This window comes from Pseudomonas kribbensis (assembly GCF_003352185.1).
GTDB lineage: Bacteria > Pseudomonadota > Gammaproteobacteria > Pseudomonadales > Pseudomonadaceae > Aquipseudomonas > Aquipseudomonas kribbensis.
This window is the reverse complement of record NZ_CP029608.1, coordinates 4581773-4596727: the sequence shown is the minus strand read 5'-3', so window position 1 is coordinate 4596727 and position 14955 is coordinate 4581773. Positions and strand designations below refer to the sequence as shown.

General features: G+C 63.0%; 13 protein-coding genes. 12 read left to right on the top strand and 1 reads right to left on the bottom strand.

The features are described 5' to 3' along the window. Positions 1–27 precede the first annotated feature (27 nt). From DLD99_RS20920 to DLD99_RS20865, 12 genes are all read left to right on the top strand, one after another. Complete coding sequence (locus DLD99_RS20920) at positions 28–2271, top strand: DNA internalization-related competence protein ComEC/Rec2 (protein WP_114884764.1); 2244 nt, start codon at positions 28–30, stop codon at positions 2269–2271. Positions 2272–2349: 78 nt separating this feature from the next. Continuing rightward, a complete protein-coding gene (locus tag DLD99_RS20915) occupies positions 2350–2985 on the top strand; it encodes a MotA/TolQ/ExbB proton channel family protein (RefSeq protein ID WP_162803506.1) in 636 nt (211 codons plus the stop codon). Continuing rightward, positions 2982–3410: an ExbD/TolR family protein gene (locus tag DLD99_RS20910; protein WP_007950767.1), complete on the top strand. Its 429-nt coding sequence runs from the start codon at positions 2982–2984 to the stop codon at positions 3408–3410. The genes DLD99_RS20915 and DLD99_RS20910 overlap by 4 nt, the downstream gene beginning before the upstream one ends. Further along, positions 3410–4420: a tetraacyldisaccharide 4'-kinase gene (gene lpxK / locus DLD99_RS20905; RefSeq protein ID WP_114884762.1), complete on the top strand. Its 1011-nt coding sequence runs from the start codon at positions 3410–3412 to the stop codon at positions 4418–4420. The genes DLD99_RS20910 and lpxK overlap by 1 nt, the downstream gene beginning before the upstream one ends. 24 nt (positions 4421–4444) lie before the next feature. Beyond that, entirely contained in the window at positions 4445–4630 is a 186-nt protein-coding gene (locus tag DLD99_RS20900) for a Trm112 family protein (protein WP_003179363.1), read from the top strand. Then, the gene (kdsB, locus tag DLD99_RS20895) at positions 4627–5391 is read left to right on the top strand and encodes a 3-deoxy-manno-octulosonate cytidylyltransferase (protein ID WP_074688122.1); all 765 of its coding nucleotides are present in this window, start codon (positions 4627–4629) and stop codon (positions 5389–5391) included. Before DLD99_RS20900 ends, kdsB begins: the two co-directional genes overlap by 4 nt. Beyond that, complete coding sequence (locus DLD99_RS20890; protein WP_114884760.1) at positions 5391–5855, top strand: low molecular weight protein-tyrosine-phosphatase; 465 nt, start codon at positions 5391–5393, stop codon at positions 5853–5855. Before kdsB ends, DLD99_RS20890 begins: the two co-directional genes overlap by 1 nt. Further along, positions 5852–6871, top strand: a complete 1020-nt coding sequence (murB, locus tag DLD99_RS20885) for a UDP-N-acetylmuramate dehydrogenase (protein WP_114884758.1) — start codon at positions 5852–5854, stop codon at positions 6869–6871. Before DLD99_RS20890 ends, murB begins: the two co-directional genes overlap by 4 nt. Before the next feature lie 245 nt (positions 6872–7116). Further along, positions 7117–7587, top strand: a complete 471-nt coding sequence (locus tag DLD99_RS20880; protein WP_085710940.1) for a (2Fe-2S)-binding protein — start codon at positions 7117–7119, stop codon at positions 7585–7587. Then, positions 7584–9905: a xanthine dehydrogenase family protein molybdopterin-binding subunit gene (locus tag DLD99_RS20875; protein ID WP_114884756.1), complete on the top strand. Its 2322-nt coding sequence runs from the start codon at positions 7584–7586 to the stop codon at positions 9903–9905. Before DLD99_RS20880 ends, DLD99_RS20875 begins: the two co-directional genes overlap by 4 nt. Beyond that, positions 9905–10882 (top strand): XdhC family protein, encoded by a 978-nt coding sequence (locus DLD99_RS20870; RefSeq protein ID WP_114884754.1) that lies wholly within the window; start codon positions 9905–9907, stop codon positions 10880–10882. Before DLD99_RS20875 ends, DLD99_RS20870 begins: the two co-directional genes overlap by 1 nt. Then, a complete protein-coding gene (locus DLD99_RS20865; protein ID WP_114884752.1) occupies positions 10879–11475 on the top strand; it encodes a nucleotidyltransferase family protein in 597 nt (198 codons plus the stop codon). The genes DLD99_RS20870 and DLD99_RS20865 overlap by 4 nt, the downstream gene beginning before the upstream one ends. A 68-nt stretch (positions 11476–11543) precedes the next feature. On the opposite strand, the gene rne is transcribed toward DLD99_RS20865, so the two are convergent. Next, the gene (rne, locus tag DLD99_RS20860; protein ID WP_114884751.1) at positions 11544–14789 is read right to left on the bottom strand and encodes a ribonuclease E; all 3246 of its coding nucleotides are present in this window, start codon (positions 14787–14789) and stop codon (positions 11544–11546) included. Positions 14790–14955: the final 166 nt, after the last annotated feature.

Here is a 14955-nt window from a genome sequence, read left to right as displayed (position 1 = left end):
GAAGAGGGGACTCTCAAGGACGGGCGTATGCGCACAGGGATGATGGCGCTGGCAGTCGGTCTGCTGGCCCCGGTTTTTTTGCCGGCCTTGCCGCCGGTCGGGTGGATGCTGTGGCTGCCGGTGGTGGCACTGATGCTGTTGCCGTTTCGCAGTTATCCGCTGGCATTTTTGCTGTTCGGCTTCGCCTGGTCTTGTATCGGCGCGCAATGGGCGCTGGATGAGCGACTGCCGGTGGAGCTGGACGGCGAGACGCGCTGGGTCGAAGGGCGGGTCGTTGGTCTGCCGCAGAGCGGCGACGGGGTCGTGCGCTTCGAGTTGGCCGATGCCCGTTCGCGTCACGGGAAACTGCCTTCGCTGATACGCCTGGCCTGGTACGACGGGCCACCGGTCAACAGCGGTGAGCGCTGGCGGTTGGCGGTCAAACTCAAACGTCCCGGCGGGTTGCTCAATCCCGATGCCTTCGATTACGAAGCCTGGCTGCTGGCCCAGCGCATCGGCGCTACCGGCACAGTTAAGGACGGCCGTCGGCTGGCGGAGGCGCAGTGGGCCTGGCGGGACGGCATCCGACAGCGTCTGCTGGAGGTGGATACACAGGGCCGGGGCGCGGCGCTGGCGGCGTTAGTCCTGGGCGATGGCTCGGGGCTCAGTCGCGAGGACTGGCAGATCCTGCAGGACACCGGCACCGTGCACCTGCTGGTGATTTCCGGACAGCACATCGGTCTGCTGGCGGCGGTGATGTATGGGCTGGTCGCCGGACTGGTGCGATTCGGTGTGTGGCCGTTGCGTTGGCCATGGCTGCCGTGGGCCTGTGGTCTGGCGTTCGCGGCAGCGTTGGGGTACGGGCTGCTGGCCGGGTTCGATGTGCCGGTGCGACGAGCCTGCGTGATGGTTGCGCTGGTGTTGCTTTGGAGATTGCGCTTTCGCCATCTCGGTGCCTGGTGGCCGTTGTTGCTGGCCTTCAATGGTGTGCTGCTGATGGATCCGCTGGCGGCTCTGCGTCCAGGGCTGTGGTTGTCTTTCACGGCGGTGGCAGTACTGATTTTTACCTTCGGCGGTCGTCTGGGGCCGTGGCGCTGGTGGCAGATCTGGACGCGTGCGCAATGGCTGATCGCAATCGGCTTGTGCCCGGTGTTGCTGATCCTGGGCCTGCCGATCAGTCTCAGCGGGCCATTGGCCAATCTGCTGGCGGTGCCGTGGATCAGTTTTGCGGTGCTCCCGCCGGCATTGCTCGGCACTTTGTTGTTGCCGATTCCCTATGTCGGCGAAGGTCTGTTGTGGCTGGCCGGCGGGCTGGTCGATGGATTGTTCCGGGCTCTGGCCCTGATCGCCGGGCGCTGGCCGGCGTGGGTGGCGCCATCGATGCCGGGATGGATCCTGGCGCTGGGCTGCATCGGTGCCGTGTTGTTATTACTGCCCCGAGGCATTCCATTGCGTCCCTTGGGCTGGCCGCTGCTGCTGGTGCTGGCATTTCCGCCCCGGGAGCAGTTGGCCGAAGGTATGGCGGATGTCTGGCAACTCGATGTCGGCCAAGGGCTGGCGATTTTGATCCGCACACGCCATCACACATTGCTGTACGACACCGGGCCGCGCTTCGGGGATTTCGATGTCGGCGAGCGAGTGGTGCTGCCAGCCTTGCACAAACTGGGTGTGGAGCGACTCGATCTGATGTTGCTCAGCCATGCCGACGCCGACCATGCCGGAGGGGCGCTGGCCGTGGCAAGCGGCTTGCCGGTCAGTCGGGTGATCAGCGGCGATCCGTCGGGGCTGCCCGAAGTGCTGAACGCTGAAACCTGTGAAAGTGGTCGGCAGTGGCAGTGGGACGGCGTTGCCTTTCATCTATGGCAGTGGGGGGACGCTCAGGACAGTAACCAGCGTTCCTGTGTCCTGCAGATCGAAGCCAACGGCGAGCGATTGCTGTTGACCGGCGATATCGACACTGCTGCCGAACGGGATTTGCTTAACAGCGTGTTGGCGGTCCCTACTCAGTGGCTGCAAGCACCGCACCATGGCAGCCGCAGTTCTTCCTCGATGGCATTGCTCAAGGTTTTGCAGCCCCGGGACGTGCTGATCTCCCGGGGGCAGGGCAATTCGTTCGGGCATCCGCATCCGACCGTCATCGCCCGTTACCGCAAGCAAGGTTTGCGCATCCATGACAGCGCCGAGCAGGGCGCCATTCATCTGCAACTGGGCCGATTTCAGCCGGCCCGGTCGATGCGTCAGCAACGCCGGTTCTGGCGCGAGCCGCCCCAGCCGGGGGCGACGCACCGTTGAGTACGGTCGTCGGGGCGACGGGTCTTTATCGCGAACCGGTATGGTAAAGTGGCGCACTTTTTCGAGGGGGCTGTCACTGTGTGGGAATTGGTCAAATCCGGCGGCTGGATGATGTTGCCGATCATTCTGAGTTCCATCGCCGCCATGGCGATCGTCGCCGAACGCCTGTGGACGCTGCGCGCCAGTCGCGTCACCCCTGAGCATCTGCTGGGTCAGGTCTGGGTCTGGATCAAGGACAAGCAGCTCAACAAGGAAAAACTCAAGGAATTGCGCGCCAACTCGCCGCTGGGTGAAATCCTCGCCGCGGGCCTGGCCAACTCCAAGCATGGTCGCGAGATCATGAAAGAGTGCATTGAAGAAGCCGCCGCCCGGGTCATCCACGAGCTGGAACGCTACGTCAATGCGCTGGGCACCATCGCCGCCATGTCGCCGCTGCTGGGTCTGCTGGGTACGGTGCTGGGCATGATCGATATTTTCAGCGCCTTCACCGGTTCCGGCATGACCACCAACGCTTCGGTATTGGCCGGTGGTATCTCCAAGGCGCTGATTACCACGGCGGCGGGCCTGATGGTCGGTATCCCGTCGGTGTTCTTCCACCGTTTCCTGCAACGCCGCATCGATGAACTGGTGGTGGGCATGGAGCAGGAAGCGATCAAACTGGTGGAAGTGGTACAGGGCGACCGTGATGTCGATCTGGCCGGGGGCAAAGCGTGAAATTCCGTCGCAAGCCCCGGGAAACCATCGATATCAACCTCGCGTCGCTGATCGACGTGGTGTTCATTCTGCTGCTGTTTTTCGTCGTGACCACCACCTTCACCCGCGAAACCCAGCTGCGCGTCGACCTGCCGGAAGCGGTGAGCGGCTCGCCGGCCGAGGATCAGCAGGTCAAGCAACTGGACGTTGCCATCAGCGCTGAAGGCGTGTTCTCGGTGAACAACAAGATTCTGCCGAAGAACGACCTGGCGACCCTGATGGAAGCCATGCAGAAAGAAGCCAACGGTGACACCAACATGCCGTTGTCGATCAGTGCCGATGGCAAGACCCAGCATCAATCCGTGATCACCGCCATGGACGCGGCCGGCAAGCTCGGTTTCAGCCATTTGCGCATGACCACGGTCGAGGCGGCGCCCAAATCCTGATGGCCATGTCCGATCGTCTGCTCGCCGCTTGGTATCAGGGGCATCCGGCCCTGACGCTGTTGCGGCCGCTGGAGTGGCTGTATCGCCGCGTGGTGGCCGGCAAGCGTCAGCGTTTTCTCGACGGCGAGGGCGAGATCTATCAGTCGCCGGTGCCGGTGATCGTGGTCGGCAATATCACGGTGGGTGGCACCGGCAAGACGCCGATGATTCTGTGGCTGATCGAACACTGTCGGCGCAGCGGATTGCGGGTCGGCGTGGTCAGTCGCGGCTACGGCGCCAAGCCGCCGCATTTGCCGTGGCGGGTCGAAGCCGATCAAGGTGCCGACATCGCCGGCGACGAGCCGCTGCTAATCGTGCAGCGCACCGGTGTGCCGCTGATGATCGACCCGAATCGCGGCGCTGCCGTCAAAGCCTTGCTGGCCAGTGAACCGCTGGACCTGATCCTGTCCGATGACGGCATGCAACATTATCGTCTGGCGCGGGATCTTGAGCTGGTGCTGATCGACGCCGCCCGTGGGCTGGGCAACAAGCGCTGCCTGCCCGCCGGTCCTCTGCGTGAACCGATCGAGCGTCTGCAAAGCGTCGATGGCGTGCTGTTCAACGGCGCCCCTGAGGATCGCGAAGACGGTTTCGCTTTCCGCCTGCAACCCACGGCGCTGGTCAATCTGCTCAGCGGCGAACGCCAGCCCCTCGAACGTTTTCCAGCCGGGCAGTCGCTGCACGCAGTCGCCGGGATCGGCAATCCGCAACGTTTCTTCAATACCCTCGAAGCGCTAGACTGGCGGCCTGTGCCCCACGCGTTTGCCGACCACGCCGAATACAGCGTGCAGGCCTTGAGTTTTACGCCGTCATTGCCATTGGTGATGACCGAAAAGGACGCGGTGAAGTGCCGCGCCTTCGCTGCCGCCGACTGGTGGTACCTGGCGGTCGATGCCGTGCCGTCGCCGGCCTTCGTGGCCTGGTTCGACACGCAGTTGATGCGCCTGTTGCCGGATCGTCTTTTGCCTTAAACCGTTTTTATCCAGGGAATGTTCATGGACACCAAATTGCTCGACATCCTCGCCTGCCCGGTCTGCAAAGGCCCGCTCAAGCTCAGCGCCGACAAGACCGAACTGATCAGCAAGGGCGCCGGCCTGGCGTACCCGATCCGTGACGGCATCCCGGTGATGCTGGAAAGCGAAGCCCGCACCCTGACCACCGACGAGCGTCTGGATAAATGACCACAGCCTTCACCGTTGTCATCCCGTCGCGCTACGCCTCGACCCGCCTGCCGGGTAAACCGCTGCTGGATATCGCCGGCAAGCCGATGATCCAGCACGTCTGGGAACAGGCGAGCAAAAGCAGCGCCAGCCGTGTGGTCGTGGCCACCGACGACGCGCGTATCGTCGAGGCCTGCAAGGCTTTCGGCGCCGAAGTGGTGCTGACCCGTGAAGATCACAACTCCGGCACCGACCGCCTGGCCGAAGTGGCTGCGAAGCTGGGCCTGGAGCCGGATGCCATCGTGGTCAACGTCCAGGGTGACGAACCGCTGATCCCGCCAAGCGTGATCGATCAGGTCGCCGCCAATCTTGCGGCCCACACCGAAGCGCGCATGGCCACCCTGGCCGAGCCGATCGAGGACGTGGAAACCCTGTTCAATCCGAACGTGGTCAAGGTCGTCAGCGACCTCAACGGTCTGGCGCTGACCTTCAGTCGTGCGACCCTGCCATGGGCCCGCGATGCGTTCGCCAAGAGCCGCGACGTGCTACCGGAAGGCGTGCCGTATCGCCGCCATATCGGCATCTATGCCTACCGCGCCGGTTTCCTTCAGGACTTCGTGAACTGGGGCCCGTGCTGGCTGGAAAACACCGAATCCCTCGAACAGCTGCGTGCCCTGTGGCATGGCGTGCGGATTCACGTGGCTGACGCATTGATCGCGCCGCCAACCGGAGTCGACACCGCCGAAGACCTCGAGCGCGTCCGTCGCCTGCTGGAGGCCTGATGCGCGTTCTGTTCGTGTGCCTGGGCAACATCTGCCGTTCGCCCACTGCCGAGGGCGTCATGCGCGCCAAGCTACGTGAGGCCGGTCTGGACGCTCAGGTCGAAGTGGCTTCCGCCGGCACCGGTGACTGGCACGTCGGCAATCCGCCGGACAAGCGCAGTCAGGCTGCGGCCAAACTGCGTGGTTACGACTTGTCGGCGCAACGCGCCCAGCAAGTCAGCCGCGCCGATTTCGCCAGCTACGACCTGATCCTCGCCATGGACAACAGCAACCTGCGCAACCTCAAGGTCTTGCAACCGTCCACTGGCAAGGCCGAACTGGACCTGTTCCTGCGTCGCTATGAAGGCGAAGTCGATGAAGTGCCGGATCCGTATTACGACGGCGATCAGGGTTTCGAACAGGTGCTGGATCTGATCGAGCGCGCCTGCGACCGGTTGCTGATCGAAGTGAAGGGCCGGTTATGAGTTTGCAGGTACACCCTCAGGTTTCCCTGAAACCGTTCAACACCTTTGGCGTGGACGTTCGCGCGCAACTGTTTGCCGAAGCCCACAGCGACGCCGATGTGCGCGAAGCCCTGGCTTATGCGACCGCCCACGATGTGCCGTTGCTGGTCATCGGTGGCGGCAGCAATCTGCTGTTGACGGCGGACATCCCGGCACTGGTGCTGCGCATGGCCAGTCGTGGCATTCGCGTCATCAGCGACGATGGCAACCGCGTGGTGATCGAGGCCGAGGCGGGCGAGCCGTGGCATCCATTTGTCCTGCATACGCTGGCGCTGGGTTTTTCCGGGCTGGAAAACCTCAGCCTGATTCCCGGCACCGTCGGCGCTGCGCCGATGCAGAACATCGGTGCCTACGGCGTCGAGATCAAGGACGTGTTCGCCGGTCTGACGGCGCTGGATCGTCAGACCGGCGAGCTGCGCGACTTCAGTCTGGAAGAGTGCAACTTCGCCTACCGTGACAGCGTGTTCAAACAGCATCCGGGTCGTTGGTTGATCCTGCGGGTACGCTTTGCACTGGATCGAGTCGCCCATTTGCACCTGGAATACGGCCCGGTGCGTCAGCGCCTGAACGAACAGGGCATCGAGCAGCCGACGCCGACGGATGTCAGCCGCGCCATTTGCAGCATCCGCAGCGAGAAACTGCCGGACCCGGCGGTGCTGGGCAATGCCGGCAGCTTCTTCAAGAACCCGCTGGTGTCGGCGGCGGTGGTTGCGCAGATCAAGGCGCAGCATCCGGATCTGGTGGCCTATGCGCAACCGGACGGTCAGATGAAGCTGGCGGCGGGTTGGTTGATCGAACGAGCAGGCTGGAAAGGTTTCCGTGAGGCCGATGCCGGCGTGCATAAGTTGCAGGCGCTGGTGCTGGTCAATTACGGCGCGGCGACCGGGCTGCAACTGCTCGATCTGGCGCAACGTATCCAGAAAGACATTGCAGAACGTTTCAATGTCGAGCTGGAAATGGAGCCCAACCGTTATTGAGGCTACGCTTTCAAGGCGCAATCCAAAGCCCTGCACTATTTAAAAAGTGCAGGGCTTTTTTGTTAATCCCGGGTTAACTTAGCCAGCTAACGATAAACCCCTTTGCTCTACCAAAGGCCCGGTGCAGACGTTTTCGTCGGCACAAGAGAGCCTCATTAGCCTGAGTCGATCTGCGTGAACCCACCGCTGATTTCCGGCGGCAGATTGCTCGACCCCATAACCTCCATGAATATGCGGGCGTGCCCATGATTACCCTGAAACTCAATGGCCAAGACCATCCACTCGATGTCACCGAGGACATGCCCCTGTTGTGGGCGATCCGTGACGTTGCCGGTTACAACGGCACCAAGTTCGGCTGCGGCATGGGCCTGTGTGGCGCCTGCACCATTCATATCGACGGATTGCCGGTGCGTAGCTGCATCACGCCGATCGGTTCGGTGGCCGGGCAGAATGTAACGACCATCGACAACCTGCACGCCGATCCGATTGGTCAGATCGTCCAGCAAGCCTGGCTCGACACCGCGGTGGCCCAGTGCGGTTTCTGTCAGGGGGGGCAGATCATGTCCGCCACCGCGTTGCTCAAGACCAACCCGAACCCGAGCGACGAGCAGATCGAAGAGGCGATGGTCGGCAACATCTGCCGTTGCGGCACCTACAACCGGATCAAGACCGCCATCCGCCAGGCCTCCACTCACCTGAAGGAGGCCAAGGCATGAGCCGCTTGCCGAACGATTTCGCCCTGAGCAACCTGAGTCGCCGGGGCTTTCTCAAGGGTATCGGCGCCACAGGTGCGCTGGTGCTGGCCGCCAGTTGGGGCTGGCAGGATGCATTGGCTGAAGACAAACCGAAGAAGTTCGGCGCCGATGGCATGCCCAATGGCTGGATCGACGATCCGAAGGTCTACGTCAGCATCGCCGCCGACGGCACGGTGACCGTGGTCTGCAACCGCTCGGAAATGGGCCAGGGCGTGCGCACCAGCCTGACCATGGTGGTCGCCGATGAGCTGGAGGCCGATTGGGCCCACGTCAAGGTTCAACAGGCACCGGGCGATGAAGTGCGTTTCGGTAACCAGGACACTGACGGCTCGCGCAGCATGCGTCACTGGTACGAGCCGATGCGTCGTTGCGGCGCCGCTGCCCGGACCATGCTGGAGCAGGCTGCCGCCGCGCAGTGGAAGGTGCCGGTCGGCGAATGCCGCGCGCAGCTGCACAAAGTCATTCACACGCCGTCCGGGCGCGTGCTGGGTTATGGCGAGCTGGCCTCTGCGGCCAGTGCGTTGCCGGTTCCGGTCCGTGACAGCCTGCGGCTCAAGCAGCCATCGGAATTCCGCTACATCGGCAAGGAAGGGACGAAGGCCATCGACGGCGATGACATCGTCAATGGTCGTGCCGTCTACGGGGCCGACGTGCATTTCGACGGCATGCTGTACGCCGTGATCGCCCGCCCTGCGGTGTACGGTGGCAAGGTCAAGTCGGTGGATGACAGCGCCGCGCTGAAAGTGCCGGGCGTGCTGAAAGTCATTCAGATCGAACCCCGCCCTTTGCCTTCGGAATTCCAGCCGCTGGGTGGCGTGGCCGTGGTGGCCAGCAACACCTGGGCGGCGCTCAAGGGCCGTGAAGCGCTGAAGATCGAGTGGGACGATGGCCCGAACGCCAGTTACGACTCGATCGCCTACCGCAAGGAGCTGGAAGCTGCTTCGCTGAAACCGGGCAAAGTGGTGCGCAACACCGGTGACATTGAAAAAGCCATCGGCAGCGCTGCCAGTACCCTGGAAGCTTCTTACTACTTGCCGCATCTGGCACAGGCACCGATGGAGCCGATGGTGGCCATCGCTCGCTATAAAGAGGGCGTGTGCGAAGCCTGGGCGCCGAGCCAGGCGCCGCAGGTCACCCGTGAGCGGATCGCCGAACGCCTCGGTCTGCCGTTCGACAACGTGACCTTCAACGTGACACTGCTCGGTGGTGGTTTCGGCCGCAAGTCCAAGCCGGACTTCGTCGTTGAAGCGGCGATCCTTGCCAAGGAGTTCCCCGGCAAGGCTGTGCGGGTGCAGTGGACGCGTGAAGACGACATCCACAACTCGTATTTCCACACCGTGTCCGCCGAATACCTCAAGGCCGGCGTGGGCAAGGAGGGTTTGCCGTCCGCCTGGTTGCACCGCACGGTGGCGCCGAGCATCACCGCGCTGTTTGCGCCGGGCATGAATCATGAAGCCGCGTTCGAGCTGGGCATGGGCTTCACCAACATGGCTTACGCGATTCCCAACGTACGCCTGGAAAACCCCGAGGCCACCGTCCATACGCGGGTCGGCTGGTATCGCTCGGTGTCGAATATCCCCCATGGTTTTGCGATCCAGAGCTTCGTCGACGAACTGGCGCACGAGGCCAAGGAAGATCCGCTCAAGTACCAGATCAAACTGCTCGGCCCGGATCGGCAGATCGACCCGCGCACGCTCAGCGAAGAGTGGAACTACGGTGAATCCCCCGAGCGTTATCCGATCGACACCGGGCGTATGCGCACCGTACTGGAAACCGCAGCCAAGGCGGCCGGCTGGGGGCGGAAATTGCCCAAGGGCCGTGGCCTCGGGCTGGCAGTGCATTACAGCTTCGTGACTTATGTGGCGGCGGTGATCGAAGTCGAGGTCAAGGACGACGGTACGCTGATCGTGCACAAGACCGACATCGCCGTGGATTGCGGGCCGCAGATCAACCCCGAGCGGATCCGTTCGCAGTTCGAAGGCGCCTGTGTGATGGGCCTGGGCAATGCCGTCTGGGGCGAGATCAGCTTCAAGGACGGCAAAGTGCAGCAGGACAACTTCCATATGTATGAAGTGGCGCGCATGTCGCTGGCACCGAAGGAAGTGGCGGTGTATCTGGTGACACCGCCGGGCGAAGTGCCGCTGGGCGGTGTCGGTGAGCCGGGCGTGCCGCCGATTGCGCCGGCGCTGTGCAATGCGATCTTCGCCGCGACCGGTCAACGCATCCGCAGCCTGCCGGTGCGTTACCAGTTGCAGGGCTGGCAAAAGGCGCAAGCGTGATGGACAGCGCCGATCTCAATGTCCTGCGCAGCGTCCTGGAGTGGCGCCGCGCCGGGCAGCGGGTGGTGTTGTTCACTGTCGTGCAGACCTGGGGCACTGCGCCCCGGGCCCCCGGCGCGATGCTGGCGTTGCGTGAGGATGGCGTGGTGATCGGTTCGGTGTCCGGTGGCTGTGTCGAGGACGATCTGATCGCCCGCTTGCACGACGGGCGAATTCCCGCCGACGGGCCGCCGGTGCAGTTGATCACCTATGGCGTGACGCGGGAGGAGGCGGCGCGGTTCGGCCTGCCGTGCGGCGGCACTTTGCGCCTCACCGAAGAGCGAGTCGGCGATCCTGCGTGGGTCGCTGAATTGCTGGCACGTTGTGAAGCTCATGAAATCGTTGCTCGCGAGCTGAACCTCGAAAGCGGTGAGGTGATTCTTTCGGCGGCGAGCAAAACGGATGCATTGGTTTTTGATGGCAAGACCTTGCGTGCCATCTACGGCCCGCGCTGGCGTCTGCTGCTGATCGGTGCCGGACAGTTGTCGCGTTATGTGGCCGAAATGGCGCGGCTGCTGGATTTCGAAGTGCTGATCTGCGATCCCCGCACCGAGTTCGTGTATGACTGGGAAGAGCAGCATGGCCGCTTTGTCCCCGGCATGCCGGATGAGGCAGTGCTGAGCATTCAGACCGACGAACGCACCGCCATCGTTGCCCTGACTCACGATCCGCGTCTGGACGACATGGCGTTGCTGACGGCGCTGGATTCCAGGGCGTTTTACGTCGGTGCCCTGGGCTCGCGCGTCAACAGTCTCAAGCGTCGGGAATATCTGGCTGAGCTAGGCTTGTCGCAAGCGGCCATCGCTCGATTGCACGGGCCGATCGGTCTGCCGATCGGCAGTCATTCCCCGGCGGAAATCGCGTTGTCGTTGCTGGCGGAAATCGTTGCGATCAAGAATGGTGTCGAGTTGAAGCAGAAGAAGGCAGAGCGCGCATGAGTCGAACCATCGGAGTGATTGTGCTGGCGGCAGGCGAGGGCAGCCGCTTTCGCGAAGTGGCGGGTGACGACAAAGACAAGCTGCTGGCCGATTGCACGGGGCGCGACGGAGCCGTGCGTTCGGTGATTGAGCAGACGCTAGTGAACTTGCCGACGAGTCTCGACAAACGAGTACTGGTGACGACCGAAGCACGGCCACAGGCGATGCGGATGGCGCAGGCTTATGGCTGTGACATCGTATCGATCGAGTCTACGGGGATGGGCGACAGCATCGCGGCGGGTGTGGCGGCTTGCCCGGATGCCGATGGCTGGCTGATTGTGCTGGGCGATATGCCGTTCATCTTGCCATCGAGCATTGAGCGGGTAGTGGCGGCGATTGCCGACGATGCGGTCAGTGTTCCGGTGCAGGGTGGCGAGTTTGGGCATCCTGTCGGATTTGGTCGCTCGTTTGGGCCGGGGTTGATGGCATTGTCCGGTGATCGTGGGGCCAGACCTTTGTTCAAACAGGGGCGGGTAGTGGAAGTGGCGGTTGATGATCCCGGTGTGCTGTGGGATATCGATGTGCCGCAGGCACTGGTTTTTCCGCCGGCCTGATACAAACCGCGAGGCATAAAAAAGCCCCGCCTGGATCACCAGGCGGGGCTTTTTATTGGCGCTCGGAGTCAGACGAGAGGTTTAGGCTCGTGTTCTTTTTCCTGGGCCTGTTCGTGGTGCTCGACCGCTTCCTGTACGGAGCGCGGTGCTTCGGCAATCACTTCTACGGCAGCTTCTTCAGCGACCGGGGCAGGGGCTGCCTCGACCGCTTCGGCAACGGCTGGAGCAGCGGCGGCAGCGGCAGCCAGTTCGGCTTCCTTCTGCAGACGCTCTTCTTCACGCTTGCGACGACGCACTTCACGCGGGTCGTTCGGCGCACGGCCGCTTGGCGTCAGGGCGCTGACCGGAGCGACAACTGGAGCCGCTTCAACTACCGGAGCAGGTGCTTCGGCGACAACTGGCGCTTCTACCACTGGGGCTTCAACGACCGGTGCCGGTTCGGCAACCACTACTGGCTCGGCGGCCTTGGCTTCTTCCGCGACAGGCGCTTCAACCACTGGCGCTGGCGTTTCAGCGACGGCCGGCTCGGCGACCCAGTTGAATGCGGTCTGTTCTTCGCGAACTTCACGCACGGTTTCGGTCACGGTTTCAGCGACGGTTTCGACAACCGGCTCTGCCACTGCAACAGGCGCCTGGGCGACGAAAGCAGGTTCGGCAGCGGCTTCAACCTGAGGCTGAGCTTCGCGAACCGGCGCCACTTCGACTTCCGGAGCAGCAACTACTTCTACCGGAGTGGTGGCTTCAACAACCGGCGCTTCAACTGGAGCGGTTTCCAGTGTTGCAGCGGTAGCGCGTTCAGCTTGTTCGTGGGCCTGGGCTTCGGCCGGAGCGCTGATCACGGTGCTGGCAACAGCGGCAGTAACGGCCAGGCCGGCAGCCAGATCGGCAGTGCTCGGCTCGGCGGTTTCAGCGTTCTCGGTGGACTCTTCCGAACCTTCGATCACGTTGCCGTTGGCATCACGCTGACGCTCGCGACGGTTGCTGCGACGACGCTGACCACGGGAGCGGCGGCGTGGACGATCGCCTTCGGCGTTCTCCGAACCGTCTTCCGGCAGTTGCTCTTCGTTGGTGTTCACTTCTTCTTCAGCTACGGCAGCAGCGGCTTGTTCGGCACGCGGTTGGCGCTCTTCACGTGGTGGACGTGGTGCACGCTCTTCACGCGGCTGACGAGCCGGGCGCTCTTCAGCGGTGGCAGCAACAGCGGCAGCGGCGGCTGGAGCAGCATCCAGAGGTTCACGCAGTTCACGTACGCGTTCTTCACGCTCGCCACGCGGCTTGCGATCTTCACGTGGAGCACGTGGTGCGCGTTCTTCACGAGGGGCGCGTGGTGCGCGTTCTTCGCGGGCTACCGGTGCTTCGTCACGGGACTCGCGTGGCTCGCGCAGTTCGCGGGCTTCACGAGGCTGACGCTCTTCGCGTGGCTCACGCGGTGCGCGTTCTTCACGTGGAGCACGTTCTTCGCGCGGCTTGCGTTCTTCATCGCGGCGACCGTTACGGTTGCGGCTCTGCTGACGACCGTTGCGACGCTCTTCGTTGCGGGCCGGACGCTCGGTGGCCGGTTTTTCAACCACAACCGGAGCAACAGGCTCTTCCTTGGTGGCGAACAGGCTGACCAGCGACTTCACCAGGCCTTTGAACAGGCTTGGCTCAGGTGCGGCAACCGGAGCTGGTGCCGGGGCCGGAGCGGCGACTTCGGTCGGAACCGGAGCGTTGGCGCGGGCCGGAGCGGTTTTGACCGCGGCTTCCTGGCGAACCAGGGTGCGGGTCGCGGCGGCTGGCTGAACGTCTTCGACGTCGGCGGCAGCGGCAGCGATTTCGTAGCTGGACTGGTTGGTCGCGGCTTCCGGGCTGTCGTCACGCAGACGCTGAACTTCGAAATGCGGGGTTTCGAGGTGATCGTTCGGCAGGATGACGATGCGGGCGCGGGTGCGCAGTTCGATCTTGGTGATCGAGTTGCGTTTTTCGTTGAGCAGGAACGCGGCCACCGGGATCGGCACTTGCGCGCGAACTTCGGCGGTGCGGTCTTTCAGGGCTTCTTCTTCGATCAGGCGCAGGATCGCCAGGGACAGCGATTCGACGTCACGGATGATGCCGGTGCCGCTGCAGCGCGGGCAGACGATGCCGCTGCTTTCGCCGAGCGAAGGACGCAGGCGCTGACGGGACATTTCCAGCAGGCCGAAGCGCGAGATGCGGCCGATCTGTACACGGGCGCGGTCGGCTTCCAGGCATTCGCGGACTTTCTCTTCCACGGCGCGCTGGTTCTTGGCAGGGGTCATGTCGATGAAGTCGATGACGATCAGGCCGCCGATGTCGCGCAGGCGCAACTGACGGGCGATTTCTTCGGCCGCTTCGAGGTTGGTCTGCAGGGCGGTTTCTTCGATGTCGCTGCCTTTGGTGGCGCGCGCCGAGTTGATGTCGATGGACACCAGGGCTTCGGTCGGATCGATGACGATGGAGCCGCCGGAAGGTAGTTCGACGACGCGCTGGAAAGCGGTCTCGATCTGGCTTTCGATCTGGAAACGGTTGAACAGCGGAACGCTGTCTTCGTACAGCTTGATCTTGCTGGCGTACTGCGGCATCACCTGGCGGATGAAGGTCAGGGCTTCGTCCTGGGCTTCAACGCTGTCGATCAGCACTTCGCCGATGTCCTGGCGCAGGTAGTCGCGGATGGCGCGGATGATGACGTTGCTTTCCTGGTAGATCAGGAACGGCGCGGAACGATCCAGCGAGGCTTCCTTGATCGCGGTCCAGAGTTGCAGCAGGTAATCGAGGTCCCACTGCATTTCTTCGCTGCTGCGGCCAAGGCCTGCAGTGCGCACGATCAGGCCCATGTCGGCTGGAGCGACCAGACCGTTCAGGGCTTCACGCAATTCGTTGCGCTCTTCGCCTTCGATGCGACGGGAGATGCCGCCGGCACGCGGGTTGTTCGGCATCAGGACGAGGTAACGACCGGCCAGGCTGATGAAGGTGGTCAGGGCTGCGCCCTTGTTGCCACGTTCTTCTTTTTCGACCTGAACGATGACTTCCTGGCCTTCGCTCAGGACGTCCTTGATGTTGACGCGGCCTTCAGGGGCTTTCTTGAAGTATTCGCGGGAGATTTCTTTGAGGGGCAGGAAGCCGTGGCGCTCGGAGCCGAAATCGACAAAGGCAGCCTCAAGGCTTGGTTCGATGCGAGTGATACGGCCTTTATAGATGTTGGCCTTTTTCTGCTCGCGTGCACCGGATTCGATGTCCAGGTCGTAGAGGCGCTGGCCATCTACCAGTGCAACACGCAACTCTTCGGGTTGAGTTGCGTTAATCAGCATTCTTTTCATGTAGTACCGTCGGTTTCCGGGCTGCCGGAAACGGCGTTCGGCACACACGACTTCTCACGGTCGGTGTCAGGTGCGTCGGGAGTGGTTGGCCATTCCCGTGTCCAGCGATGTCCGGCCAATTGGGCCGTTATCGCGACGTACGCGTCCTGCTTGCTGTGGCTACTTA